The 26415-nt window shown below is 43.6% G+C and carries 25 protein-coding genes and 1 tRNA gene; 19 read left to right on the top strand and 7 right to left on the bottom strand.

Translation table 11 applies throughout. The annotated features are described in order from the left end of the window. Window positions 1–22 precede the first annotated feature (22 nt). Window positions 23–511 (top strand): peptidoglycan-associated lipoprotein Pal, encoded by a 489-nt coding sequence (gene pal / locus ICV01_RS05865; protein ID WP_215286563.1) that lies wholly within the window; start codon window positions 23–25, stop codon window positions 509–511. Window positions 512–597: 86 nt separating this feature from the next. On the opposite strand, the gene ICV01_RS05860 is transcribed toward pal, so the two are convergent. Further along, entirely contained in the window at window positions 598–2835 is a 2238-nt protein-coding gene (locus ICV01_RS05860; RefSeq protein WP_215286562.1) for an NADP-dependent isocitrate dehydrogenase, read from the bottom strand. Between the two features lie 373 nt (window positions 2836–3208). Between ICV01_RS05860 and ICV01_RS05855 the strand changes: the two genes are divergently transcribed. Next, window positions 3209–3559 carry a winged helix-turn-helix domain-containing protein gene (locus ICV01_RS05855; protein WP_215286561.1) on the top strand — a complete coding sequence of 117 codons (351 nt, stop codon included), beginning with the start codon at window positions 3209–3211 and terminating at the stop codon, window positions 3557–3559. A gap of 84 nt (window positions 3560–3643) precedes the next feature. Here the strand turns inward: ICV01_RS05855 and ICV01_RS05850 are convergent, their stop codons facing one another. From ICV01_RS05850 to wrbA, 3 genes are read right to left on the bottom strand one after another with little or no spacing between them, the layout of a single operon-like run. After that, a complete protein-coding gene (locus tag ICV01_RS05850; protein ID WP_215286560.1) occupies window positions 3644–5071 on the bottom strand; it encodes an FAD-binding oxidoreductase in 1428 nt (475 codons plus the stop codon). After that, on the bottom strand, window positions 5068–5478 hold the full coding sequence (locus tag ICV01_RS05845; protein WP_215286559.1) for a DUF2069 domain-containing protein: 411 nt from the start codon (window positions 5476–5478) through the stop codon (window positions 5068–5070). Before ICV01_RS05845 ends, ICV01_RS05850 begins: the two co-directional genes overlap by 4 nt. Window positions 5479–5486: 8 nt before the next feature. Next, window positions 5487–6092, bottom strand: coding sequence for an NAD(P)H:quinone oxidoreductase (gene wrbA, locus ICV01_RS05840; protein WP_215286558.1), 606 nt, complete (start codon window positions 6090–6092; stop codon window positions 5487–5489). A gap of 47 nt (window positions 6093–6139) precedes the next feature. Between wrbA and ICV01_RS05835 the strand changes: the two genes are divergently transcribed. The 4 genes from ICV01_RS05835 (at window position 6140) to ICV01_RS05820 (ending at window position 9877) form a co-directional block, all read left to right on the top strand. Then, window positions 6140–6994: a YihY family inner membrane protein gene (locus ICV01_RS05835; RefSeq protein WP_215286557.1), complete on the top strand. Its 855-nt coding sequence runs from the start codon at window positions 6140–6142 to the stop codon at window positions 6992–6994. 96 nt (window positions 6995–7090) lie between these two features. Continuing rightward, window positions 7091–7549, top strand: coding sequence for a CBS domain-containing protein (locus ICV01_RS05830; RefSeq protein WP_215286556.1), 459 nt, complete (start codon window positions 7091–7093; stop codon window positions 7547–7549). A gap of 72 nt (window positions 7550–7621) precedes the next feature. Next, window positions 7622–8722 carry a chorismate synthase gene (gene aroC / locus ICV01_RS05825; RefSeq protein ID WP_215289160.1) on the top strand — a complete coding sequence of 367 codons (1101 nt, stop codon included), beginning with the start codon at window positions 7622–7624 and terminating at the stop codon, window positions 8720–8722. Between the two features lie 15 nt (window positions 8723–8737). Next, complete coding sequence (locus tag ICV01_RS05820; RefSeq protein WP_215286555.1) at window positions 8738–9877, top strand: MFS transporter; 1140 nt, start codon at window positions 8738–8740, stop codon at window positions 9875–9877. Between the two features lie 21 nt (window positions 9878–9898). Here the strand turns inward: ICV01_RS05820 and ICV01_RS05815 are convergent, their stop codons facing one another. The 3 genes from ICV01_RS05815 to ICV01_RS05805 form a co-directional block, all read right to left on the bottom strand. After that, on the bottom strand, window positions 9899–10807 hold the full coding sequence (locus tag ICV01_RS05815; RefSeq protein ID WP_215286554.1) for a hypothetical protein: 909 nt from the start codon (window positions 10805–10807) through the stop codon (window positions 9899–9901). Between the two features lie 37 nt (window positions 10808–10844). Continuing rightward, a complete protein-coding gene (locus ICV01_RS05810; RefSeq protein ID WP_215286553.1) occupies window positions 10845–11390 on the bottom strand; it encodes a DUF4337 domain-containing protein in 546 nt (181 codons plus the stop codon). Between the two features lie 81 nt (window positions 11391–11471). Next, a complete protein-coding gene (locus ICV01_RS05805; RefSeq protein ID WP_215286552.1) occupies window positions 11472–13163 on the bottom strand; it encodes an electron transfer flavoprotein-ubiquinone oxidoreductase in 1692 nt (563 codons plus the stop codon). A 321-nt stretch (window positions 13164–13484) separates the two neighbouring features. Here ICV01_RS05805 and ICV01_RS05800 point away from each other — a divergent pair, with 321 nt between their 5' ends. The 13 genes from ICV01_RS05800 to pheT all read left to right on the top strand — a co-directional run bounded on the left by ICV01_RS05800 (window position 13485) and on the right by pheT (window position 26413). After that, window positions 13485–14183, top strand: a complete 699-nt coding sequence (locus ICV01_RS05800; protein WP_215286551.1) for a CoA transferase subunit A — start codon at window positions 13485–13487, stop codon at window positions 14181–14183. Window positions 14184–14195: 12 nt separating this feature from the next. After that, entirely contained in the window at window positions 14196–14846 is a 651-nt protein-coding gene (locus ICV01_RS05795; RefSeq protein ID WP_215286550.1) for a CoA transferase subunit B, read from the top strand. 11 nt (window positions 14847–14857) lie between these two features. Next, window positions 14858–15763 carry a cation diffusion facilitator family transporter gene (locus ICV01_RS05790; protein WP_215286549.1) on the top strand — a complete coding sequence of 302 codons (906 nt, stop codon included), beginning with the start codon at window positions 14858–14860 and terminating at the stop codon, window positions 15761–15763. A 61-nt stretch (window positions 15764–15824) separates the two neighbouring features. Next, window positions 15825–16595, top strand: coding sequence for a 3-hydroxybutyrate dehydrogenase (locus tag ICV01_RS05785; protein ID WP_215289159.1), 771 nt, complete (start codon window positions 15825–15827; stop codon window positions 16593–16595). Then, the gene (locus ICV01_RS05780) at window positions 16595–17593 is read left to right on the top strand and encodes an alpha/beta fold hydrolase (protein WP_215286548.1); all 999 of its coding nucleotides are present in this window, start codon (window positions 16595–16597) and stop codon (window positions 17591–17593) included. Before ICV01_RS05785 ends, ICV01_RS05780 begins: the two co-directional genes overlap by 1 nt. Continuing rightward, complete coding sequence (locus tag ICV01_RS05775; RefSeq protein WP_215286547.1) at window positions 17577–19502, top strand: bifunctional (p)ppGpp synthetase/guanosine-3',5'-bis(diphosphate) 3'-pyrophosphohydrolase; 1926 nt, start codon at window positions 17577–17579, stop codon at window positions 19500–19502. Before ICV01_RS05780 ends, ICV01_RS05775 begins: the two co-directional genes overlap by 17 nt. A 29-nt stretch (window positions 19503–19531) precedes the next feature. Continuing rightward, a tRNA-Val gene (locus ICV01_RS05770) sits at window positions 19532–19608 on the top strand. A 91-nt stretch (window positions 19609–19699) separates the two neighbouring features. Continuing rightward, window positions 19700–21622 carry a threonine--tRNA ligase gene (gene thrS, locus ICV01_RS05765; RefSeq protein WP_215286546.1) on the top strand — a complete coding sequence of 641 codons (1923 nt, stop codon included), beginning with the start codon at window positions 19700–19702 and terminating at the stop codon, window positions 21620–21622. Window positions 21623–21664: 42 nt separating this feature from the next. Further along, window positions 21665–22186 (top strand): translation initiation factor IF-3, encoded by a 522-nt coding sequence (gene infC, locus ICV01_RS05760; protein WP_215289158.1) that lies wholly within the window; start codon window positions 21665–21667, stop codon window positions 22184–22186. A 136-nt stretch (window positions 22187–22322) separates the two neighbouring features. After that, window positions 22323–22520, top strand: coding sequence for a 50S ribosomal protein L35 (gene rpmI, locus ICV01_RS05755; protein WP_215286545.1), 198 nt, complete (start codon window positions 22323–22325; stop codon window positions 22518–22520). A 15-nt stretch (window positions 22521–22535) separates the two neighbouring features. Beyond that, window positions 22536–22892 carry a 50S ribosomal protein L20 gene (gene rplT / locus ICV01_RS05750; protein WP_215286544.1) on the top strand — a complete coding sequence of 119 codons (357 nt, stop codon included), beginning with the start codon at window positions 22536–22538 and terminating at the stop codon, window positions 22890–22892. 13 nt (window positions 22893–22905) lie between these two features. Then, window positions 22906–23952 carry a phenylalanine--tRNA ligase subunit alpha gene (pheS, locus tag ICV01_RS05745; RefSeq protein WP_215286543.1) on the top strand — a complete coding sequence of 349 codons (1047 nt, stop codon included), beginning with the start codon at window positions 22906–22908 and terminating at the stop codon, window positions 23950–23952. A gap of 19 nt (window positions 23953–23971) precedes the next feature. After that, the gene (gene pheT, locus ICV01_RS05740; protein WP_215286542.1) at window positions 23972–26413 is read left to right on the top strand and encodes a phenylalanine--tRNA ligase subunit beta; all 2442 of its coding nucleotides are present in this window, start codon (window positions 23972–23974) and stop codon (window positions 26411–26413) included. The last annotated feature ends 2 nt before the right edge of the window (window positions 26414–26415 follow it).

The raw sequence follows: 26415 nt of genomic DNA, 5'->3' as shown, positions 1-26415 counted from the left end.
TAGAGAATATATAAGGATATATATGTTGAACTTATCAAAAATCGGTCTTATTGTTTGCTTAACAGCTATGTTAGGAGCTTGTAGTACAACTTCATTAGATTCAAATAAAGTGGCATCTGTGGATGTGAGTTCTCAAGCAGGCTATGACCCTATTAATGATCCAAAATCAAGCGTCTATGGAAAGAGAAGCATTTACTTTGATTTCGATAGCTATACGGTTAAGCCTGAGTATCAGTCTGTTATTTCAGCGCATGCACAGTATTTACGTGCTAACAAAGATAAAACAGCGGGTATCGCTATTCAAGGTAATACAGATGAACGTGGCACAACAGAGTACAACTTGGCTTTGGGTCAAAGACGTTCGGAGGCTGTGAAGAAAGCGCTTGTGTTGTTGGGTGTTGATCAATCACAGTTAGAGGCAGTTAGCTTTGGTAAAGAAAAGCCAAAAGCCAATGGCAGTAATGAAGAAGCTTGGAAAGAAAATCGCCGAGCAGATATCGTTTATAAGTAATAAGTGCTTAATAAAAAAGCCAGCATCCAAAAGATGCCGGCTTTTTTCTTGAGATGATTAAAGCGAGCGCTTTAATCATTCTTTAATTACTTAACTTGAAACTCTTTCAAAATAGCATTCAATGTTGCGCTTGGACGCATCACTGCTTTACATTTCTCAGCGTCAGCTAGGTAGTAGCCGCCAATGTCAGCTGCTTTACCTTGCACTGCATTCAACTCAGCAATAATTTTTGCTTCGCTATCCGTCAACTTCTTGGCTAGAGGTGCGAAGTGAGCTTGCAGTTCTTTGTCATCTGTTTGAGCAGCTAATGCTTGTGCCCAATACATGGCCAAGTAGAATTGGCTACCACGGTTGTCTAATTCGCCTGTACGTGAAGAAGGAGATTTTCTATTCTCAAGTAATTGACCAGTTGCATCATCTAATGTCTTAGCCAAAACTTTTGCTTTGGCATTATTTTTCTTAATGCCAACATCTTCAATTGAAACTGCCAATGCTAAGAATTCACCTAATGAATCCCAACGCAAGTGGTTTTCCTCAACAAGTTGCTTCACGTGTTTAGGAGCAGAACCGCCTGCACCTGTTTCAAACAAGCCGCCACCAGCCATCAATGGCACGATAGAAAGCATTTTCGCGCTGGTGCCTAATTCCATAATTGGGAAGAGGTCTGTTAAGTAATCGCGAAGAATGTTACCTGTCACAGAAATTGTGTCTTTACCGCGCATCACGCGTTCTAATGTATAACGCATCGCACGAGTTTGAGACATGATCTGGATATCAAGACCTGTTGTATCGTGGTCTTTCAAATAAGTTTTTACTTTCTTGATTAATTCGGCTTCATGTGGACGGTACTCATCAAGCCAGAATACCGCTGGTGTATTTGATAGACGCGCACGTGTGACTGCCAATTTGACCCAATCTCTGATTGGAGCATCTTTTACTTGGCACATACGCCAAATGTCACCTTCTTCAACATGCTGCTCAAGCAATACTGTACCGTCGGCTGTAACAATGCGAGCAACCCCGTCTTCAGGGATCTCAAACGTTTTGTCGTGTGAACCATATTCTTCTGCTTGTTGAGCCATGAGGCCAACGTTAGGAACCGTACCCATGGTGACAGGGTTGAAGTTGCCATTTGTTTTGCAGAAATTGATCATTTCTTGGTAGATACGAGCAAATGTACTTTCAGGCATGATCGCTTTAGTATCTTTTGGACGACCATCAGCACCCCACATCTTGCCGCCGATACGAATCATTGCTGGCATAGACGCATCCACGATCACGTCGTTAGGTGAGTGCAAGTTAGTGATGCCCTTAGCTGAATCCACCATCGCCAACTCTGGACGGTGTTCGTGGCAAGCGTGTAGATCTTTGATGATCTCTTCGCGCTTAGACTCAGGTAATGTGCTGATTTTTTCGTAAACGCTACTTAAACCATTGTTAGCATTTACGCCTAATTCAGCGAATAATTTTGCGTGTTTCTCAAATGCGTCTTTATAAAAAATCTTAACCATGTGACCGAATACGATCGGGTGTGACACTTTCATCATGGTTGCTTTAACGTGGAAAGACAGCATTACGCCAGTTTTGCGAGCATCTTCAATTTGATCTTCGTAGAACTTGCAAAGAGCTTTTTTGCTCATGTACATGCTGTCGATGATTTCACTCTCAAGCAAAGAAACTTTTTCTTTAAGAACAATGGTTTTACCGCTCTTGGTCACTAGGTCCATTTTTACATCGCAGGCCTTAGGTACAACCATTGATTTTTCGCTAGAGTAAAAGTCACCACCGTGCATGTGTGATACGTGTGTACGAGATGCTTGGCTCCATTCGCCCATTGAGTGAGGGTTGTTGCGCGCATAGCGTTTAACAGCTGCTGGAGCTCTGCGGTCTGAGTTGCCTTCACGTAAAACTGGATTTACTGCACTACCTAAACATTTTGAATAGCGCTTACGAATCTCTTTTTCCTCATCTGTTTTTGGATCATCTGGGAAGTTAGGGATCTTGTAGCCGCGAGTTTGTAATTCTTTAATAGCCGCTACTAATTGAGGCATAGCTGCGCTGATGTTAGGAAGTTTGATGATGTTGGTATCAGGCAATAAAGTTAATCTACCTAGCTCTGCCAAGTTATTAGGAACTTTTTGTTCTTCCGTTAGGTAATCAGGGAACTCGGCTAGGATGCGACCCGCAACAGAAATATCACTTGTTTCTACTTCAATATCCGCTGGCGCAGTAAATGTTCTGATGATTGGCAAGAAGGCGCAAGTTGCTAATGCTGGTGCTTCATCAGTCAGCGTATAAATAATCTTTGATTTTTCTGTTGCCATTGATATGTCCTCTGGTTTTAATAGATTTATTGATGCCAATTTATAAGTATTTTTACTGCTTCGCGCCTGATTTTAAGTCGCCAATCTTTGATTATCCTTACCTAAGGCGAATAAGTGAAGGATTTCTAAGGTTTACGCTCGATTAAGAGGCTAGTAATTTCCCTGAGGAATGGTTAAATCAGCCCTTGGAGATGTTTTAACTATTTAATAATAAAAAATATAATAATTAGTAAGAATTAGATGAAGTTAACGGAAGTTATTGAAAAATATAAATCTAATAGCCCTAAGGATAATATTGATATTTGTAATAAATATTTCATTTACAATTTAAATGTATACAATTAAGTAAGTATTTAAAAAAGAGGAGAGCCTTATGAAAAGTAAGGAGTTGCAGGACATCTATTTTAGATTTTTAAACTTGGTTCGCTCTATTGAGGAATTGCCTGATTTCCCTAAATTAGATGCTACTGAAAACGAATTACTGAATATGGTTGCCTCACAGTGGAAAAAAGGTGAGCGTCTTTTGGTAAGCGATGCGATTGCGATGCGCCAAATTGGTTCCCCAGCTACATTGCATGCGCGTTTGAAGCAATTGCGCGAAAAAGACATGATTAATTACGTTATCGAAACTGATGGCCGTAAGAAATATATTGAACCAACAGATATGGCTTTGAAATATTTTTCACAGATTTCGGATTGCATGGTTCAAGCTTCTAAGGCTTAATAGTCTGACAAAGTTATTAATAAAAAGCGCTATCTAGGTAGCGCTTTTTATTTATCTGAATCGATATTTTGCTATTAAGGCTGGTTAGCTAGCTAAAACTTTGCCTGGGTTCATCAGTGAATGAGGGTCTAGTGCTTGCTTGATTGATTTCATGACTTGCACAGCGATATCGCCTCGGTGACCAACTAGATAATCTACTTTTTGTTGGCCCACGCCATGCTCTGCAGAAATTGATCCATTGTATTTTTCTACTTCTTTGTAAACCAAAGCTTGGATTTCTTTAGAGTATTTGGTGAAAAATTCCCCCGTCTCTTTTGAGCTAGCGCCCGCAATGTTGTAATGCAAATTGCCATCCCCGAGGTGCCCATAGTTAATTACTCGAACGCCTGGATATTCGCGGCGTAATAGTGTGTTGCAGGTCTCAATAAAATTGGGAATGGCAGAAATAGGGAGTGAGACATCGTGTTTGATATTTTGACCATCATCTGCTTGAGCTAGAGGAATGTGCTCTCGCATATCCCAAAATTTTTGAGCTTGCGATAGGCTGCTAGCAATTGCCGCATCTGTGGCGCAGCCAGATTCAAGTGCTTTTTCCAGAATGGTCTCCATTAGCTGCATGGCATGCTCTTCGCTTTCATAGTCGGAGATTTCAACGAGCACTTCGTAGGCGTTAGGGCCATCTAGAGGGCTTGCCAATGGAGGGTAGTAGTGTTTTAAGAGCGCTAAACTTTCATCAGACATCATTTCAAAACCAGTGAGTTGGGCAGATGCACCGGATTGAAAGAGATTGAGTAACTCAACAGCACCTTGCGCATGAGGAACGGCAACCAGTGCTGTCCATTGGGCTACTGGTGTTGGAAATATTTTGATCACAGCAGCTGTGATGATGCCAAGGCTGCCTTCTGCACCAATAAATAAATCTCTTAAGTCGTAGCCTGTGTTGTCTTTGCGTAAACCTCTTAAGCTGTTTAAGATTTCTCCAGACGGGAGGACTACTTCTAGACCTAAGCAAAGTTCACGGGTATTACCGTAACGTAGTACCGCTGTGCCACCCGCATTTGTGGAAAGGTTGCCGCCAATTGTGCAACTTCCCTCAGACCCTAAGCTAAGAGGAAAGTAGCGATTGGCTGCGGCTGCAGCTTCTTGAACATTTTTTAGAATGCAACCAGCCTCAACTGTCATGGTTTGGTTAGCGATATCGACAGACCGAACCTGATTCATCCTTTGTAAAGAAATAACTACTTGGCGACCGGTTGGGTTCGGCGTTGCTCCACCGCACATGCCTGTGTTGCCACCTTGAGGAACAATTGCAATCTGATTGGCTGAGCATAGTTTGACTATCTCAGATACTTCTAGAGTATTGGCGGGGCGTAAGGCAGCTAATGCTTGCCCTTTGTAGCGCTTGCGCCAATCAATCAGGTACGGTTCTAAATCGCTTGGATGAGTGATGACTTGTTCTGCGCCAACAATTTTTTGTAGTGCGCTGATAAATGCTGAATCAGATAAGCTCATGATAGATTCGATTCCTCTAAAGCTTTTTTAAGTTTGGCTTGTTTTTTGAGGGGTTTTAAATAAGCTAATAAGGCAACATAAGCAATTAGGCTAAGCATAACCTCTGCGCCTGCTAGGTAAGCTGAAAAGCCGGGGTCATTTAGGCGCGTGACACCCTCAATGAAATACAGCATGATGAGCATAGAAGCCCATTGCATGGTGTAGCTGCGAGCTTGCCAAATGCCTTTTAACGCAAATAAAAGAGGCACCACTTTGATAACAGCCCATGAGCCACCGGGTTTGATGGGGGCTAAAACACTTTCCCACAAAATGCACAATATGATTAAAGCAAACCAGGAAAACCATGCGCAGATGCGCCAAGATTCTTTAGGTGCGGGAATATCGCTAAGTGAGCGTGGTGTGGTCATGAGAGCCTTTAAGCCAATTTAAGGGCAATTTCAGCCAGGCGTTTACCTTGCGCAATGGCCAGTTTCTTTTCCTCAGTGGAAATGGGTGCTGAGCCATCTGTTTTTGCATAGTGTGTGACGCCATATGGGGAACCACCAGTTTGTGTGTTCATTAATTCTGGATTGCTATAGGGTAGCCCCACGATCACCATGCCATGGTGCATTAAAGGAATTATCATGGAAAGTAAGGTACTTTCTTGTCCGCCATGCATGCTGCCTGTGCTGGTAAATACAGATGCTGGTTTGCCTGCAAGAGCGCCAGATAGCCACTGTGAGGTGGTGTTATCTAAAAAGTACTTCATGGCTGATGCCATGTTTCCAAAGCGCGTCGGTGAACCTAATGCTAAACCTACGCATTCTTCCAAATCTTTATGTTCAACATAAGGAGGGCCTGAAGCTGGAATCTCTGGCTCAGTAGCTTCGCTTGTGGCAGAAACGGATGGAACAGTTCTAATACGAGCACTAGCCCCCGGTACGCTTTCAATACCTTCAGCAATGAGTTCTGCTAACTGGCGCGTAGCACCATTTCTTGAGTAATAAATTACTAAAATTGTGCCATTGATATTTTTAGTCATATTTATAGAATTTCTACCTATTTTCAGTATTTGCTTATGATAGAGCCGTGCAAGTAATTCATCATAAAGATTCTATCCTCGATTTTCTCCGCTATATGCGTCGATGCGCTAAAGGTGGCCGTATTAATGAGCTCGCCGCTAGCTTATCGTTTACGACTATTTTGTCGTTGGTGCCTATGGTGACGGTTGCCTTCTCTTTGTTGGCAGTATTACCTCGTTTCCTTCGTTTGCGTAAAGCCTTTCAGGAATGGCTTTCGGATAATTTGATCCCAGGCAATATTGGAGACCCTATTCTTTTGTATCTGAACCAATTTGCTTTAAAGGCAAAGAGCCTCACTATTTTTGGCTCCCTTGGGTTAATTATTGGTGTTTTTTTTACACTTTTAACTGTTGAAAATGCTTTTAATCGTATTTGGGGAGTCCAGCATCCTCGGCCATTTGTGAAGCGTATTGGTATTCATTTAATTGCAACCATTATGGGACCACTTCTTTTGGGGGGCAGTATTTATTTGAGCTCAATGGTGCTGAGCGCATCTAATGGGCTAATTGGTCCATTAAGTGCGGGTTTTGATTTTGTTGCTTCAGTATTTCCTATTTTGCTGTCGATCTTATCTTTTGGCTTGGTTTATAAAATTTTGCCTTACGAAAAAATCCAATGGCAAGATGCCTTTTGGGGTGGAGCTTTCGCAGCTGTTGTGTTTGAGATCGCGAAATTCGGTTTTGCTTGGTTCGCCACTAGCTTTCCTTTATACCGCACCGTTTATGGGGCTTTCGCCATCCTTCCTTTGTTCTTGGTCTGGATTTACTTAACTTGGTGGGTTACTTTGGCCGGCGCAACATTAGTCGCTAATTTGCCGATTATGAGGGCTTGGGAAAAGGGGCTGGAGACACCCAAGCTGTAAGGGAGTGGGGTAAGCCCTGATGATGAGGCTCTAGCCACCCTAAGTTGCTGCTGATAGACTGATGTAATCGGATGCCAATAGTTTGAGGAGTGAGATATGAAGGTTAGTGATATTTTGCGTGTGAAGGGTAGTACGCTTTATACAGTTTCTCCAGAGACGTCTTTATCAGCTGCTGTGCATGTAATGGCAGAAAAGGATATTGGCTCTTTGGTGGTGATGGAATACTCTAAGTTAGCCGGCATTTTGACCTTCCGTGAGGTGATTGATACTTTGGCTAAAGAACATGGTACTTTGGGACAAACCAATGTGCGTGCCGTGATGGATCAATCTCCTTTAACAACCACACCTGATACCGATTTGGATGATGTCCGTCGCATGATGTTGGAAAAGCATGCGCGTTATTTGCCTGTGATGGAAGGCTCAGTTTTGATGGGAGTCATTTCTTTTTACGATGTGGCTAAAGCGGTGGTCGAAGCTCAAAGCTTTGAAAACACCATGCTTAAAGCTTATATTCGTGATTGGCCTGCTGAAGAGCCTCAGGCTGAATCTAAATAAGCGATTTGCTAAAAAATCAATAAGTGAAGGTCAAATTAGACCTTCATGCCTGACCAATGCCATAATGTAGGTATGGCAGGAAGCTCACTCGGACATTTATTTACTATCACCACCTTTGGTGAATCTCACGGACCAGCGATTGGTGCCGTGGTGGATGGTTGCCCTCCCGGTATGTCTTTATCGGCAGCGGATATTCAAGGCGATTTGGATCGACGCAAGCCTGGTACATCTCGACATGTAACTCAAAGGCAGGAAGCGGATCAAGTAGAGATTCTTTCTGGTGTTTTTGAGGGTAAGACAACAGGTACGCCAATCGCTTTATTAATTCGTAATACAGATCAGCGTAGCCAAGACTACGGTGATATTTTGGATACCTTTCGGCCTGGCCATGCTGATTACACTTATTGGCATAAGTATGGCATTCGTGATCCACGTGGTGGTGGCCGTTCGTCAGCTCGTTTAACCGCGCCTGTGGTTGCAGCAGCAGCCGTTGCTAAGAAATGGTTGGCTGAGAAATATGGCATGGAGTTTTATGGCTATATGACCCAGTTGGGTGAGGTAGAGATTCCATTCGAAAGTAAGCAAGAGATTGGAAATAATCCATTTTTTGCACCTAATGCCAATGTTATTCCTAAGCTTGAGAGTTACATGGATGATTTGCGTAAAGCAGGGGATTCCTGTGGAGCGCGTTTGACTGTGGTTGCTAAAGGGGTACCTGTTGGTTTGGGTGAACCTTTATTTGATAAGTTAGATGCTGATATTGCCCATGCCATGATGGGTATCAATGCTGTGAAAGGTGTTGAAATTGGTGCGGGCTTTAAGAGTGTGGCGCAAAAGGGTAGTGAGCACGGTGATGAAATTTTCCGTGATGGTTTTGCGACCAACCATGCTGGTGGTGTTTTAGGTGGTATTAGTAGTGGCCAGGATGTGGTAGTTTCGATTGCCATTAAGCCAACCTCATCGATTATGATGCCTAAGCAATCCATTAATCGCGCTGGACAACCTGCAGTAGTTCAAACTAAGGGTCGTCATGATCCTTGCGTAGGGATTCGTGCAACACCGATTGCTGAAGCAATGTTGGCGTTAGTCATCATGGATCATGTGTTGCGCTATCGTGCGCAATGTGGCGATGTGGTTGTTGACACGCCACGTGTTCCAGCGCAGCGTCCTTAATCTCGGAGTGCCCTTATGACCGGTCTAGTACGGCTGGCTTTTGCGGCATTTTTCTTTTTTTATTTCACATATATTGGATTAATGTCTCCTTATGCAAGTTTGTATTTTGCAAGCTTGCATTACAGCGCAATTGAAATTGCAGCATTGATGTCGATGTTCCAAATTACTAGAATTTTGGGACCATTTGCTTGGGGCTGGCTAGCAGATATTAGAAGAGATCGTTTGGGCATTATGCGCACAACTTCTCTTTTGGCCTGTTTTATTTTTTCCGCCATTTTTTATCTTGAAAGTTATTGGGCGCTGCTAGTTTGGATGTTTTTATTGAACACCGTGATTAGCAGTTTGATGCCTCTGGGGGAGGCTGCCACAATTCATGCCTTATATAAAGACAATACATTTGATCAGCGTTATGGACGTTTAAGGTTGTGGGGATCTATTGGATTTATTGTGATGGTGATGGGGGCTGGCGCTTGGTTTGAGGCTTATGGCATACAAAGCCTACCTTGGTTTGGAATGGGGGCGCTCATCATCTTGGCAATCTTAGCTAGAACTTTGAGGGAACCCCCGATGGAAGTCACGCATCATGTCACAACAAGTTTTTGGCATGTCTTAAGAAATAGTCATGTCAGATGGTTTTTGTCAGCCAATTTTTGGATGATTTTTGGCCATGCGGCTTTATATGTTTTCTACTCTCTTTATTTGGACCGTTTGGGATATTCAAAAGCAGAGATTGGTTTATTTTGGATGCTAGGTGTTCTAGCTGAGGTGGTATTTTTCTACTTTCAGAATAGTTTTTTCAAAAGATTTACTGCCCAGCATATTTTGATGGCGTCTTATCTCATCATGGCATTACGTTTTGTAATGATTGCTTATTGGCCTAATCCGGTTGTTTTAATCGTAGCGCAAATCATGCATGCGGCGACTTTTGGCGCACATCACAGCGCTAGCTTAAAGATGTTGCAAACTTGGTTTGGGGGACATTTGCAAGCTAGAGGGCAGGCGCTTTACACCACAGTTTCCTATGGTATTGGCGGGACTGTAGGTGGTTTAGTCGCCGGTTGGGTTTGGGAAGGTTTAGGCCCTGAGCATGTTTTTGGTTTGGCGGCATTAAGTGGCCTATTGGGCTATTTGTGTATTCGCAAAGTAAATACTTAAACTAACTTCTCCGCTTAAAAATTAAAACCCATACTTTTTGAATTTAAATGTATCTGTGATGACGGGTTGTTGGGTATCAACTTTAACTTGAACAGCTTCAACTAAATTCGCTCCAGGCACAATCATGCGCAAGATATTAGAAACGGTGCCGCCATTTGAATCTTTTATAGGCTGATCCACTTTAAATTGATGTGAATCACCTTGAATCAGTAGCACGGGTTTTTTATAAGTCTTAGCAAGTGTTGCGATGGTTGCAATAAATTCTTTGAATCCAGATTCTTTAGGGATGCGAGGGTCAGATATGTCAGATTGCATCGCCACCACAATCGCTTGGCTATTTTGAAAGCGTTTAAAACTATCTTTTAACCAAGCCATATTGGCAGCATTTCTTTGATGATATTCATCAATAGCGCCAGGCACGTCGGGGTCTAAATTATTGTTAGAGCCGACTTGATTGATTGTGATGAAGGTAATCCTTTGTATAGTCCAGCGCACATTCTCAATATAGGAGCGATGATTTAAAGAGAGGTCGCCTTGGCGTTCAAGTTGGATTTTATTTTGCCCTAAGCTTTGTGTTTTCTCAAAAAAGAGGGCGCGTAACTTTTGTAATCTTTCTAATTGATTGTAGGAGCCATTAGATGCTCTATGACAATCAGTCCACTCATTGTCGCCTGGCGTATAGATGAGGGGTCTAGTAAATTCATTAAAGAGTTGTTTGACAGATGAGAAACGTTCGTCAGAACAGGTGTTGGCGCCATTTTTAATATCGCCCACATGGATCGTGAACTGTGAAGATGCATCCTCATTTATTTTTTTGATGAGCGAGCTAAACGCATCATCGCTAAAGTAGGGTTGGTCGCCAATGGCGGTGAAGGTGAGTTCGGTCGCGTGAAGGGGGAGGCTGCAGCTTGCTGCAGCAATCCAAAACAATAAATATTTTTTTAACAAATTCTAAAAAAGTTATTAGTTAAAGGTGGATAAGTGTTGGGGCAAAAATTCCTAGGCCACTTAATACCAAAGAAATAACGCCTAGCCCGCCAGCCACTAAGCTTAGAGCGCTCACGCCTGTAATGATGGTTGCTGATGCTAGAACGATGGCTACTTGCAAAATACCCGAAGCAATTTCAACAAAATGATATTTATGCATATAAAGATCGCGAACCGCTTCCGCTTCTTTGGCTCTTGCCGCTAATTCTTTGCGACCTTCCCCTGTTTCTGGCTCTGAGTCGTAACGTTTGGCGGCAGCATCCCATTTTTCAAGTGCTGATGCTGTTTTTGGGTCGGAAGCTTTACCGGTTAACTGTGTTGTTTCAGCGGTTAACTTAGTGACTGTTGAGCGGATAGTCTTGGCTTGGAAGAAAGACCATAAATTAGAGGCCTCAATTTGTTTGGTGAGAACTTCTGTTTGATACGCTTTGCTCATTGTTTCGCTAATCGCTAATAACAACGCAAGGATGGAAATTAATAAAGCAATCTTTTTATTAGATGGATCTACGTGACCATGACCTGACATAAAAGCTCCTCACGATTAATAGTTAGGTATTTGTAAAAATGGCTTCAATTTCTTGAAGCCACTAAATTTAACTCAAATTAATTACATGCCCGAATAATTGGGGCCACCGGTTCCTTCTGGCGTAACCCAAACAATATTCTGGGTTGGATCTTTGATATCGCAAGTTTTACAGTGCACGCAATTTTGTGCATTGATCTGTAGTTTCTTACCATCATCGGATTCAATAAACTCATAAACGCTAGCAGGGCAATAACGTTGTTCTGGGCCAGCAAAGACTGCTAAATTTGTTACTACCGGCACAGCATCATTTTTTAGCGTTAAGTGGGCTGGCTGATTTTCTTCATGGTTTGTATTTGAGATAAAAACGGACGATAGGCGATCAAAGCTAATTTGCCCATCTGGTTTTGGATATTGAATAGGGGTGCATTGAGCAGCTGGCTTAAGACATTCATGATCGGCATGCGTGTTATGAATAGTCCAAGGCACGTTGCCACCTAATAGTTTTTGTTCAATTCCTACCATTAAGGTGCCAAGGTATAGGCCTTTGGCCATCCAGGGCTTAAAGTTGCGGGCCTTATTAAGCTCTGTATGTAGCCAGCTTTTCTTAAAGGCTGCTGGGTATGCGGTAAGCTCATCAGCTGCTCTACCAGAGTTAACCGCATCAAACGCCGCTTCAGCTGCCATCATGCCAGTCTTAATTGCTGCATGGCTACCTTTGATGCGTGAAGCATTTAAGAAGCCAGCTTCGCAACCAATTAACGCACCACCTGGGAATACTGTTTTCGGTAAGCTATTTAATCCGCCAGCAGTGATGGCGCGTGCCCCGTAACTGATACGTTTGCCACCTTCAAAAAATTGACGAATCGTTGGGTGTGTTTTGTAACGTTGGAATTCTTCGAATGGACTAAGGTATGGATTGCTATAAGAAAGACCCACCACAAAGCCTACTGCTACCTGATTATTTTCCAAGTGATATAAAAATGAGCCGCCATAAGTGTCAGATGTGAGAGGCCATCCTGCTGTATGTATGACGAGACCTTCTTGATGTTTAGCAGGGTCGATTTCCCAAAGTTCTTTGATGCCAATGCCATAGCTTTGTGGATCCTTGCCTGCATCTAGGCTGTATTTTTGAATGAGCTGTTTGCCAAGGTGGCCACGTGAACCTTCAGCGAATAAAGTGTATTTCGCACGTAGTTCCATGCCAAGTTGGAAATTCTCGGTGGGGGCTCCGTCTTTGCCAATACCTAGGTTGCCAGTTGCAACGCCTAGTACTTCGCCAGCTTCGCCAGCTTCGCCAGCTTCGCCATAGATAATTTCTGCTGCAGGAAAGCCTGGGAATATTTCCACACCCAGATTTTCAGCTTCTTGACCTAGCCAACGGGTGAAATTGGATAAGCTAACGATATAGTTGCCATGATTTTGGAAGCAGGCAGGTAGCATCCAATTAGGTGTTGTTAACGATTTCTTTTCAGTTAAGAACATGAAGCGGTCTTCTGTTACTTCTGTGTGAAGAGGTGCGCCTTTTTCTTTCCAGTCAGGTATGAGCTCATTGATGCCGATGGGGTCCATGACCGCGCCTGACAAAATATGGGCGCCCACTTCAGAGCCTTTTTCTAAGACGCAAACTGAGATTTCTTGACCTTTTTCAGTGGAGAGTTGTTTTAAGCGAATGGCTGCAGACAATCCTGCAGGACCACCACCTACGACAACCACGTCGTAGTCCATGGATTCTCTAGGACCAAATTGCTCAAGAATCTCTTTGCTTGTATTCATTCATACTCTCCAAAATTGTGCAGTATCAAACCGCTAATGCGCTGTTTTGACACATTAAATACATTTCCAAAACATACTATAACGACATGGTAATGGAGACAGTCGTGTTGTTTACTATTCTTCTCTATGGGCGAATTCTGGGTGAATCCTGCGGTGGGGGATTTCATGCAATTAGAATATAGATATATATGCAATATATGAGATTTTCTTGATCACCTTGTTTGCGTCAAGTTAATTGATTTATATGGGAATTTTGGTGAGTTGGCACGTAGCTTGCTTAATTAAAAAGCGGGCTATTTTTAAATCAATAGGGAGTTTTTAATGAATAAGGTTTTCGGTTCGGCAAAAGAGGCCTTGGCTGATATCGTCAAAGACGGCCAAACTTTTGCTGTGGGTGGATTTGGTTTGTGCGGTATTCCAGAAGCCTTAATCGCTGCTCTGCGTGATACAGGTGTTAAGAATCTAACCGCTATTTCAAATAATGCTGGTGTTGATGGATTCGGTTTGGGGCAACTGCTAGAAACGCGTCAAATTAAAAAAATGGTTTCATCATATGTTGGTGAGAATAAAGAGTTTGAGCGCCAGTATTTGGCTGGTGAGCTTGAGTTGGAATTCACACCTCAAGGAACTTTGGCTGAAAAACTCCGTGCTGGCGGGTGTGGTATCCCAGCCTTTTTTACTAAGACTGGTGTTGGCACCATTGTTGCTGAAGGTAAAGAGATTCGAGAGTTTGATGGCGAGAAGTATGTCATGGAGCGATCTTTAGTGGCTGATATTGCTTTAGTGAAAGCTTGGAAGGCTGATAAGGCAGGTAATTTAATTTATCGCCATACTGCTCGTAACTTCAATCCTATGTGTGCTATGGCGGGTAAGTTAACGGTTGTAGAAGTCGAAGAGATTGTTGAGAACGGCACATTTGAGCCAGCGGATGTTCACACGCCAAGTATTTATGTGCATCGCATTGTGTTGAATAAACATCCAGAGAAGCGCATTGAACAGCGCACAATCACTAAGGTTTAAGGAGTAAGAATCATGGCATGGACTCGTGATGAGATGGCTGCGCGTGCAGCGAAAGAATTAAAAGACGGTTACTACGTTAACTTGGGTATTGGTTTGCCAACTTTGGTGGCGAATCATGTGCCTAAAGATATTGAAGTATGGCTTCAGTCTGAGAACGGTTTATTAGGTATTGGTCCTTTCCCAACCGAAGATAAGGTCGATGCTGACTTAATTAACGCGGGCAAACAAACAATTACAACTTTACCGGGGTCAGCGATTTTCTCTTCTGCAGATTCTTTCGGCATGATTCGTGGCGGAAAAATCAATATTGCCATTCTGGGCGCGATGCAGGTTAGTGAAAAAGGTGATTTAGCTAACTGGATGATTCCGGGCAAGATGGTGAAAGGCATGGGCGGCGCCATGGATTTAGTGGCTGGTGTTAAGCATGTTGTGGTGTTGATGGAACATGTAGCCAAGAAAAAAGATGGCACAGAAGACATTAAAATTTTGAAAGAGTGCAACTTGCCGTTAACGGGTGTGGGTGTAGTGAATCGCATCATCACTGATATTGCTGTGATGGATGTGACGAAAGAAGGTTTGAAGTTGATTGAGTTGGCTCCTGGCATCACAAAAGAAGAGGTGATTGCTAAGACCGGTTGCCCATTAGATACCAGCGCTGTTTAAAAAGGTTATTGATGAGTGCTCACCACGCTAGCCACTTACATGCTCATAAAAAAGGGGATGCGCAACATTTGCATTACCGCGAAGAGCGCCAGTTAGGAATTCTCTTAACGGCGCTTTTGCTAACCTTCTTGTTTGCAGGTGTTGAGGTGTTCGCTGGTTTTTGGGCGGAATCTCTGGCGTTGATTTCAGATGCGGGTCATATGGTGACCGATGCGGCATCGCTCGGCTTAGCCTTGTTGGCGCAAATCATTGCAAAGCGCCCACCTTCTGAAAAACATTCTTTTGGGTTTGGCCGCGCGGAATCTCTAGCTGCTTTTATTAATGGTTTAGCGATGTTGTTATTGGTTGTGTGGATTGCTGTTGAAGCGTTAAGTCGTTTTAATGCGCCACATGATGTTCAAGGACAGACGGTGACCATTGTTGCTGCGTTGGGGTTGTGTATCAATATTGTGGTGGCATGGGTTTTATCTAAAGATAAAAAAAGTGTTAATACCCGTGCTGCTTTAGTTCATGTAATGGGAGATTTGTTGGGTTCGGTTGCTGCATTGATTGCAGGCTTGGTTATTCAGTACACCGGTTGGATGCAGATTGACCCAATTCTTTCTTTATTCGTTTGTGTCTTGGTATTACGTTCAACTATTGAGGTGTTGAAAGAGTCTTATCATTTTTTGATGCAAGGTGTGCCTCACCATATTAATTATGTTGCAGTAGGCGCTGATTTACGTGCAGTGTCGGGAGTTTTGGCAGTTCATGATTTGCATGTTTGGGAGATGACGCCTGGTGAGCCAGCTTTAATTGGTCATGTTGAAATTAGAGATTTGCAGGATTGGCCTGAGACTTTAAGAAGAATTCACCTAGTGCTAAGAGAGAAGCATCAGATTGACCATGTGACGCTTCAGCCAGAGATGCCTAGTTAATTTTTAATCAATTTATATAGCTTTATCCCATTAATTATTCTTGGAGTTATTTTTCATGAGCATGTTAAAAGGCAAAACAGCATTAGTGACGGGTTCTACTAGCGGTATTGGGTTGGGGATTGCAAAAGCCTTTGCTGAGCAGGGCGCCAATATTGTGATGAATGGTTTTGGTGATAGTGCTGCTGCAATCGCTGAAGTAAAAGCGCTGGGCGTTGAGGTTGAGTACCACGGTGCTGATATGAGTAAAGCTTCTGAAATTGAAGATATGATGGCTTTTGCTCAAAAGCGTTTTGGTGCAGTTGATATTTTGGTGAATAACGCAGGTATTCAGCATGTGGCCAATATTGAAGATTTTCCGGTTGATCGTTGGGATGCGATTATTGCGATTAACTTGAGTTCAGCATTTCATACGACTCGTTTAGCGCTTCCTAAAATGAAGGAGCGTAATTGGGGACGTATTATCAATTTGGCTTCTGTTCATGGGTTGGTGGCATCTGCTCAGAAGTCTGCTTATGTAGCGGCTAAACATGGCATCGTTGGTTTGACAAAGGTGACAGCTTTGGAAACTGCTCAAACGGGTGTGACTTGTAATGCGATTTGTCCAGGTTGGGTACTAACACCTTTGGTGCAAAAGCAGGTGGACGCGCGTGCCGAGCGGGATGGCTTAAGTAATGAAGAAGCTAAGAAAGCTCTGTTATCTGAGAAGCAACCTTCTGGTGAGTTTGTGACGCCAGAACAGTTAGCTGCTTTGGCTGTATTTTTCTGTAGTCCTGCTGCTACGCAGATTCGTGGTGTGGCTTGGAATATGGATGGTGGTTGGGTTGCTCAGTAATGCTTAAAAAACTGCTGAAACGTCTTTTTGGTATTAAAGAGAATATCTCTGAAGAGACTCTTCTAGCCGTTGGCGTTGTTGCAGAGCTTGTATCGGATCCGTTGCCAATTGCTATTGAAGAAAACGAGGATGCTCCAGATCCTCAATCTCGAACTGCTTACATTCAGTGTGCGAGCCCATCAGGGTTGCATAAGATGGCTTATCACGAATGGGGTGATTCTAATAATCCGAACGTATTGATTTGCGTCCATGGTCTAACTCGTCGAGGAAGCGACTTTACTGTTTTGGCGCGAGCAATGAGTGATTATTACCGTGTAATTTGCCCAGATATTGTTGGTCGTGGTGATTCTGATTGGCTACCAAATCCTATGTTGTATGGCATTCCCCAATATGCCTCTGACATGATGGCGCTAATTGCTCAGCTTGGATTGAGTAAGGTTGATTGGTTTGGGACATCTATGGGTGGTTTGATTGGTACATTTGTGGCCGCTCAAGAGCATTCACCGATCCGTCGCATGATTTTGAATGATGTGGGGCCAAGAATTGAACCAACAGCTTTGAGTCGTTTAGGCGATTACGTTGGAAAGCCTTTACGCTTTGCAAGTAAAAAAGAAGGTCTGATTTACTTAAATCGAATTTGTGCGCCATTTGGCACATTTCCACCTGAACAATGGAAGGCTTATAACGGACCTCATCTTGTGAAACGTGGAGATGCTTGGGTTTTGCATTATGACCCTAGCATTGCAAAACCTTTTGAGGCATTGAGTTCTGCCACTGCTGTGGTTGGCGAAATGATGACTTGGAAAGCCTATGAGGCAATTAAGGCTGATATGCTGATTGTGCGTGGTGGGGATTCAGATTTGTTGTCAGCTAAGACGGTCGCTGAAATGTGCCAGCGTAATCCACGTGCAAGAAGTATTGAAATTCCTGGTGTTGGTCATGCGCCTGCATTTATTACACCAGAACAGGTATCCTTAGTACGTGAGTTTTTTATCTAATTCTGATCTTTTGTTCGGTGAGGATGCTCATGCCCATGCTTTGGGCGTGGAAGCGATTCTGACTTCTTTAAGGCTAGACGATGCTAGCTGTATCGCTGCTCGGCATTTGGATTCTCAACTTGGTAAAGATGCATTGGAAAAGCAGTTGGGATCTGAAGTCGCTCAATTGATTTTGGGTTATCGAGGATTGCGTGCCGCGCAATTAAAAATTGCTAGGCAGCCGGCAAATAAATTAGGTCAAAGCGCGCAGATGCAAGTGGAAGTTTTGCGCAAAATGCTATTGGCTTTTGCGCATGATTTACGCGTGGTGTTATTGCACCTGGCTTCTGTGCTTCAGACGCTTCGTTGGGTTACGTCTCAAAGAATTGACGTTAGGACTGATTGGGCGCAAGACATCCTAGATGTTGATGCAACCTTAGCTAATCGTTTGGGTATTTGGCAGATTAAATGGGAAATGGAGGATTTAGCTTTCCGTTGTTTAGCTCCTGATACTTATAAACAGATTGCCAAGTTATTGGATTCAAAACGTATTGAGCGCGAAGGTTTCGTCGCGCAAGTGATGGAGCGCTTGCAGCAAGAATTAACCCAGGCGCAGATTGAAGGTGATGTTCAGGGTAGGCCGAAGCATATCTATAGCATTTGGAAAAAGATGCAAGGTAAGGCTTTAGATTTCGCGCAGCTATACGATGTAAGAGCATTTCGTATTCTTGTTGATGATATAAAAGATTGCTATGCCGTTTTAGGGATTGTTCACCATGTGTGGCAGCCGATTCCTAAAGAGTTTGATGATTACATTGCAAGACCCAAGCCCAATGGTTATCAATCTTTGCATACGGTTGTGATGGATGCGAATGGCGTTTCTTTTGAGGTGCAGGTTAGAACGCATGAGATGCATCAGCAAGCCGAGTATGGTGTTGCTGCACATTGGCGTTACAAAGAAGCGGGTAAACAAGGTTACTCTGGAACAGTCAGCGCAAAAACTGAATACGATCAGAGAATAGCTTGGGCTCGGCAATTAATTGCCTGGAAGGAAGACGCTTGGGATCAGCTTAAAGGTCAGGAGTTAGATGAGCAGATTTATGTCTTAACGCCTTTAGGCCAAGTAATTCCTCTGCAGCAAGGCGCTACCCCGATTGATTTTGCTTATTCAGTACATACCGATTTGGGGCATCGTTGTCGTGGTGCGCGTGTTGATGGCGCGATGGTGCCATTAGATACGGCCTTGAAAAATGGACAGACTGTTGAAATTATTTCAGTTAAACAGGGCGGTCCTTCCTTGGATTGGTTAAATGCCGAGCGCGGCTATTTGGCAACGCATCGGGCAAAAACCAAGGTAAGAGCTTGGTTCAACGCTCAGCAAACCGACCAGGAAGATTTAAAAGAGACTCCCATTGAAGAAACTCCTAAGGCAGATTTGCCAGAAATTATTCTTCGTAAAAGTAAAGCTAAAACAGGACGTGGGGATGTGTTGGTAGTGGGGGTTGATTCATTATTAACTCAATTATCTAGGTGCTGCCATCCGGTGCCTCCTGATCTTATTAGTGGTTTTGTGACGCGCGGGCGCGGGGTATCGATTCATCGGCAAGATTGCAGCACTTTTAAACAGTTATTAGCGCGGGCGCCAGAACGGGTGGTTTTGACGGAGTGGGGTGTGCGAGCTCCCCATCAATCAAAAGCATTATTCCCTGTGGATATCGCGTTGATTGCTCTTGATAGGCAAGGGTTGTTAAGAGATATCTCTGAGGTATTTTCAAGGTTGAAGATTAATGTGACTGGAGTAAAAACACAGTCTCGTAAGGGCTTGGCAAGTATGCAGTTCACTATAGAAATACCTTCTACAGATGGATTGCAAACGGCCATAGCAGCCTTGATGGAAGTGAAGGGCGTTACAGAAGCAAGAAGAAAGTGACCGATAAGTGATAAACTTGCGGTCTTAATAGGCTCGTAGCTCAGTTGGTTAGAGCGCTACCTTGACATGGTAGAGGTCGTTGGTTCGATTCCAATCGAGCCTACCAACGAATTTAGATGTAGATATAAATAGGCGCGGCAAGCCCTAGGTTCCAAAAAAGATCCCAGAGCACCGCGCTAATTTTTTGGAGTAAGTTCATGGTTGTTGTCACATTACCTGATGGATCAAAGCGTGAGTACGCTGCTCCGTTAACTGTGTCTGACGTGGCGCAAAGTATTGGTGCTGGTTTGGCTAAAGCTGCTTTAGCAGGTAAGGTTAATGGTCAATTGGTAGACACCAGTTATCTAATTAATAGTGATGTGAACTTGGCCATCGTGACGGATAAAGATCCTGAAGGTCTTGAAGTTATTCGCCACTCAACTGCCCACTTATTAGCTTATGCAGTTAAAGAGCTTTATCCGGATGCCCAAGTGACGATTGGACCGGTTATTGAATCTGGCTTTTATTACGATTTTGCTTATAGCCGACCATTTACGCCTGATGATTTGGCGGCGATTGAAAAGCGCATGGCTGAGTTGGCAAAAAAAGATGAGAAGGTCGAGCGTCGCGTTGTTCCTCGCGATGAGGCTGTTAAGTTCTTCAAAGGTTTAGGGGAAAGTTACAAGGCCGAGTTAATCGAAAGCATTCCCTCTAATGAGGATGTTTCTTTGTACTCTGAAGGCGAGTTTACGGATTTATGCCGTGGCCCTCATGTGCCTTCAACTGGAAAATTAAAAGTATTTAAGTTAATGAAAGTTGCTGGCGCTTATTGGCGCGGTGATAGCAATAATGAAATGTTGCAGCGTATTTACGGTACAGCTTGGACTAAGAAAGAAGACCAAGAAGCTTATCTTCATATGTTGGAGGAAGCTGAAAAGCGTGATCACCGTAAATTGGGTAAGCAATTAGATTTATTCCATTTCCAGGAGGAGGCTCCAGGCCTTATTTTCTGGCATCCAAAAGGATGGACGATTTGGCAGCAGGTAGAGCAATACATGCGTCGCGTATACCAAGATAATAATTATTTGGAAGTTAAAGCACCGCAAATCTTGGATCGGGCCTTGTGGGAAAAATCTGGCCACTGGGAAAACTATAAAGACAATATGTTTACGACTGAGTCTGAGAATCGCGCTTACGCCCTAAAGCCGATGAATTGCCCTGGCCATGTACAAATTTATAACGCCGGTTTGCATAGTTATCGCGAGTTACCTTTACGTTATGGTGAGTTTGGCCAGTGTCACCGTAATGAGTCTTCAGGTGCTTTGCATGGTTTGATGCGTGTGCGTGGATTTACGCAAGATGACGGCCATATTTTTTGTACAGAAGATCAGATTCAGTCAGAAGTGGCTGCTTTTGATAGGGCTGTTAGAGAGGTTTATAACGACTTTGGGTTTACCGAGGTCGCTGTCAAATTAGCACTTCGACCTGCAAAACGGGTAGGGGATGATGCTATTTGGGATAAGGCGGAAGAGGCCTTGAGAAATGCATTGAAAGCATCTAATCAAACTTGGGAAGAGTTACCGGGCGAAGGTGCCTTCTATGGGCCTAAGATTGAGTATCACTTAAAGGACTCGATTGGTCGTTCATGGCAATGCGGTACGATGCAAGTCGACTTTTCAATGCCTTTACGCTTAGGGGCAGAGTATGTTTCTGCCGACAATGACCGTAAAGTGCCGGTGATGTTGCATCGCGCGATTGTGGGTTCTTTAGAGCGATTTATTGGTATTTTGATCGAAAATCACGCAGGAGCAATGCCTACTTGGCTTGCACCAACTCAGTGCGTAATCATGAATATTTCCGGAAATTCAGCCGAATATGCGGAAAAAGTTCAGCAAATCCTAAAAAAACAAGGGTTTAGAGCTGAGTCTGATTTGCGAAATGAGAAAATAACGTTTAAAATCCGAGAACACGCTTTGCAGAAAATCCCTTATCTACTGGTTATAGGCGATAAAGAGAGTGATGCAAATGCGGTGGCCGTACGTGCCAGAGGTGGTATTGATTTAGGCGTTATGTCTATCGATGACTTCCTTGCCCGACTCCAACAGGATGTATCCCAGAAGGTCGGACCCCAGCTAGCCTGAGGTGAGTAAGGTCTTGTTAAAAATTTTTGAAGGAAACGCGAAATAGCTACTGAGAAAACGCATCGTATTAATCGGGAAATTACTGCCCCCGAAGTGCGATTGATTGGCAACGACAGTGAACCACTTGGTGTGGTGAAATTAGCCGATGCTTTAAGACAGGCGGAAGAGAGTGAATTAGATTTGGTGGAGATTGCCCCAACGGCAGAGCCTCCAGTTTGTCGTGTGATGGATTACGGCAAATTTAAGTACCAAGAAGCTAAGAAGGCTCATGAAGCAAAGTTAAAGCAAAAGGTTATTCAGGTTAAGGAAATAAAATTCCGCCCTGGTACTGATGACGGTGATTACAACGTTAAGTTGCGCAATCTGATGAAGTTCTTAGAAGAAGGTGATAAAACAAAAATCACTTTGCGTTTCAGAGGTCGTGAATTAGCCCATCAAGAAATTGGTGTGCGTATGTTGGAAAGATTGAAAGCTGATCTAGAGCCTTACGGGCAAGTAGAGCAGTTTCCAAAAATGGAAGGTCGCCAAATGGTTATGGTGTTGGCACCTATCAAAAAGAAGTAAGTGTGGTAACCCGCTGAATTAACTTTGTTAAGGAAGCGGAGATGGACGAAAGTCCTATAAAAAGTATGTCTGGGTAATAGAAGTGCAATCGTCGATTGCCACCTAAGTCGTACAAATTAGTGAAAAGGGAGCAGTTATGCCCAAGATGAAAACCAAAAGCGGTGCAGCTAAGCGTTTTAGAGTTCGCGGTAGCGGTTCTATCAAACGTGGTCAAGCGTTTAAGCGCCATATTCTGACCAAGAAGACGACTAAAAATAAACGTCACCTTCGCGGTGCAGTAACGTTGCACGATTCTGATGTGAAATCAGTGCGTTCAATGATGCCTTACGCTTAATCCCAGGAGAATCAAATGCCAAGAGTTAAACGCGGGGTTACAGCAAGAGCCCGTCATAAAAAAGTTATCGACGCTGCCAAGGGTTACCGTGGTCGTCGTAAGAATGTATTCCGTATTGCTAAGCAAGCGGTTATGCGTGCAGGTCAATATGCCTATCGCGACCGTCGCAACAAAAAGCGCGTATTCCGTGCTTTGTGGATTACACGTATCAATGCCGCAGTTCGTCAATACGATGTGACATACAGCGTATTCATGAATGGTATGAAGAGAGCTGGTATTGAGTTGGACCGTAAGGTTCTCTCTGATATGGCTATCAACGACAAGCCAGCGTTTGCTGCCTTAGTCGCTCGTATCAAAACTGTTGTAGCTTAAGTAGGACCCGCAGATGGTTTCACTCGACCAAGTTGTCGAGGATGCCAAGCGGGACTTCGCAGGTGCCGCCGATTCGGCGGCCCTCGAAGACGCCAAGGCACGTTACCTCGGAAAATCCGGATTACTCACAGAGCGTCTTAAAGCGCTAGGTGCGTTAGAGCCTGAGGCTCGTAAAGCTGCCGGTGCAGAAATCAATAAAGTTAAATCAGCTGTAGAGGCTGCGCTAAATGAGCGCCGCGAAGCTATGGCTAATGCTGTTTTAGAAGCTCGTTTAAGTGCGGAAGCCATCGATATTACTTTGCCTGGTAGAGGTCAAGATGTTGGTAGTTTGCATCCAGTAATGCGCACTTGGGAGCGCGTTGAGCAAATTTTCCGTTCGATTGGTTTTGATGTGGCTGATGGTCCTGAAATTGAAAATGATTGGTTCAATTTCACGGCATTAAATAGTCCTGAGAATCATCCGGCTCGCTCGATGCAAGACACTTTCTATGTGGAAGGTGTTGATGAGAAAAATAAACCACTGTTGTTGCGTACGCATACTAGCCCTATGCAAGTTCGTTACGCTAGTTCGCATGTAGAGCGCTATGCTAAAGAAGCAGTAATGCCGCCGATTAAGGTTATTGCGCCAGGGCGCACATACCGTGTGGATAGTGATGCAACGCACTCGCCAATGTTTAATCAGGTGGAAGGTTTGTGGATCGCGGAGAATGTTTCTTTTGCTGATCTAAAAGGGGTATATACAGACTTCCTTAAAACTTTCTTTGAGACAGACGCGATTGATGTTCGTTTCAGACCATCTTATTTCCCATTCACAGAGCCATCTGCAGAAATTGATATGGCTTTTGGTTCTGGCAAATTGGCTGGCCGTTGGTTAGAAATTTCTGGTGCAGGCCAAGTTCACCCAACGGTGTTACGTAACATGGGTTTAGATCCAGAGCGTTATATAGGTTTTGCGTTTGGTTCAGGTTTGGAGCGTTTAACGATGCTACGTTATGGCATCGATGATTTGCGCCTATTCTTTGAAAACGACATTCGTTTCTTGTCTCAATTTCCAGCTTAATTCATACTGAGCAACTACTATGCAATTTTCAGAATCTTGGCTCAGACAGTACGTTAATCCTGATTTAACAACGGAAGAGTTGTCTCATGCTTTGACCATGGCTGGTCTTGAGGTTGAAGAAACTCGTTCATTAGCGCCGCCATTTTCAAGTGTGGTGGTCGCGGAAATTTTAGAAGCTACTCAGCATCCGGACGCTGATCGTTTACGTGTTTGTAAAGTCCATGCGGGTGGTGAGGTGCTACAAATTGTTTGTGGTGCTCCCAATGCACGTGTGGGCATTAAGATACCTTGTGCTTTAGTGGGTGCTCAGTTGCCTCCATCTGAAGAAGGCGGCAAACCTTTTGCTATCAAGTTAGGTAAATTGCGTGGTGTTGAATCTCAAGGCATGCTGTGCTCAGGTAATGAGTTGGGTATTCCTCAGGAATCCGATGGCATCATGGAGTTGCCAGCTGATGCGCCGGTTGGTCAAAATATTCGAGAATACTTAAAACTTGATGACACAATTTTTGTTATCAAGCTAACGCCTAATAAAGCTGATTGCTTATCTGTTTTGGGTGTCGCGCGTGAGGTTGCTGCAATTACAGGCGCTAAATTATGTGCGCCAAAAATAGAAGCTCAACAAGTAAACATTCAAGAAACTGTACCCGTTAAAGTTGAGTCATCTGATTTATGTGGTCGTTTTGCTGGTCGAGTGATTAAAGGCGTTAATGCAAAAGCTAAGACGCCAGCATGGATGGTGCGTTGTTTAGAGGGCGCCGGTCAAAGAAGTATTTCAGCTTTGGTTGATATTTCTAACTACGCTATGTTGGCGATTGGTCAACCAACACATGTATTTGATCTCCAAAAATTAAAAGGCGGATTAACTGTTCGTTGGGGGCGAGAAGGCGAACAATTAGAACTTCTAAATGGGCAAACAGTTTCTGTTGCGCCATTGAGTGGTCAGTCTGTTGGCGTTATTGCCGACGAGCAAGGTCTAGAAAGTCTTGCTGGCATTATGGGTGGTAACCCAACTTCCGTGACATTAGACACACAAGATATTTATGTTGAATCTGCTTTCTGGTGGCCTGTGGCAATCCAAGGGCGTTCACGCCGTTTTAATTTTTCTACAGATGCTGCGCATCGTTTTGAACGCGGTGTCGATCCTGCTGGTACGGTTGATGCGCTTGAATTTATTTCTGGCCTTATCCGTGAAATTTGCGGTGGGCAAGTTGGCCCAGTAAATGATCAAGTATTAGATTTACCAAAACGTACACCTGTACGTTTAAGAGTGGCTAGAGCGCAGCGTGTGATTGGCGTGCCATTAACCGCAGATGTCATTGCGGAACTTTTTGACCGTATTGGTTTGAAATATCAACGTGAAGGTAATGAGGCTTTTGTTGTTAACCCGCCAAGTTATCGTTTTGATATTGAGATTGAAGAAGATTTGATCGAAGAAGTTGCAAGACTTTATGGTTTTGAAAATATTCCAGCTAATCCGCCTATTGCAGAACAACGCATGCAAGGAACGGATGAGGCGCGAAGAGATATTCATAGTCTCCGTCATGCGATCGCAGGAAGAGCTTATCAAGAAGTATTAAATTTTGGTTTTATTGATGCTGATACAGAAGAAAAGCTAGCTGGTAATCAAAATCCTATTAAAGTTCTAAATCCAATTGCTAGTCAGTTGTCAGTAATGCGTAGTAATTTGATTGGTGGTTTGGTGCAGAACTTGCGCCAAAATTTAAATCGTAAAGCGACGCGCGTGCGTTTGTTTGAAGTGGGTCGTGTATTCCAGCGCAATGCCAACGCACAAGCTGGTGAGTTAAGTATTGCTGGGTATGATCAGCCAATTCATGTAGCAGGTTTAGCCTACGGTAGTGCTCTACCTGAGCAGTGGGGGATTCCTACAAGAGCGGTTGACTTCTTTGATGTTAAAGGTGATCTTGAAGCCTTGTTGGCGCCACTGGAATTCACAACGAGAAAAGTTGATCATCCTGCACTTCACCCCGGCCGTAGCGCTGAAGTGGTAGTACGTTATCGCGGTAAGGATATCGTGTTGGGATTTATTGGTGAGTTGCATCCACGTTTGCAACAAGCTTATGATTTACCCGCTGCGCCAGTATTATTTGAAATTGATTGGGCGGCTATTGTTGAAATTGGTTTGCCTACAATTGCGACGATTAGTAAATTCCCAGTTGTAACGCGTGACCTAGCGGTGGTGGTTAAGCAATCGGTAACGGCTGCGCAATTGTTGGATGCGATGAAATCATCCAAACAAGTGCTTATTAAGAAGATTGAATTGTTTGATGAGTTTAAGCCGACAGCTGGTCGTATGGGTGGCATGGCTGAAAATGAGAAAAGTTTAGCTTTCCGCATTACTTTGTCAGATGATTCAGTTACATTACAAGATGCGCAAGTAGAACCAGTGATTTCTAGCCTCATAGAAGCGATGAGCGTAAAATGCGAAGCTAGAATTCGTTAATA

The sequence above is a fragment of the Polynucleobacter sp. MWH-Spelu-300-X4 genome, assembly GCF_018687515.1.
Lineage (GTDB): Bacteria > Pseudomonadota > Gammaproteobacteria > Burkholderiales > Burkholderiaceae > Polynucleobacter.
This window is presented reverse-complemented; position numbering and strand designations above follow the sequence as displayed.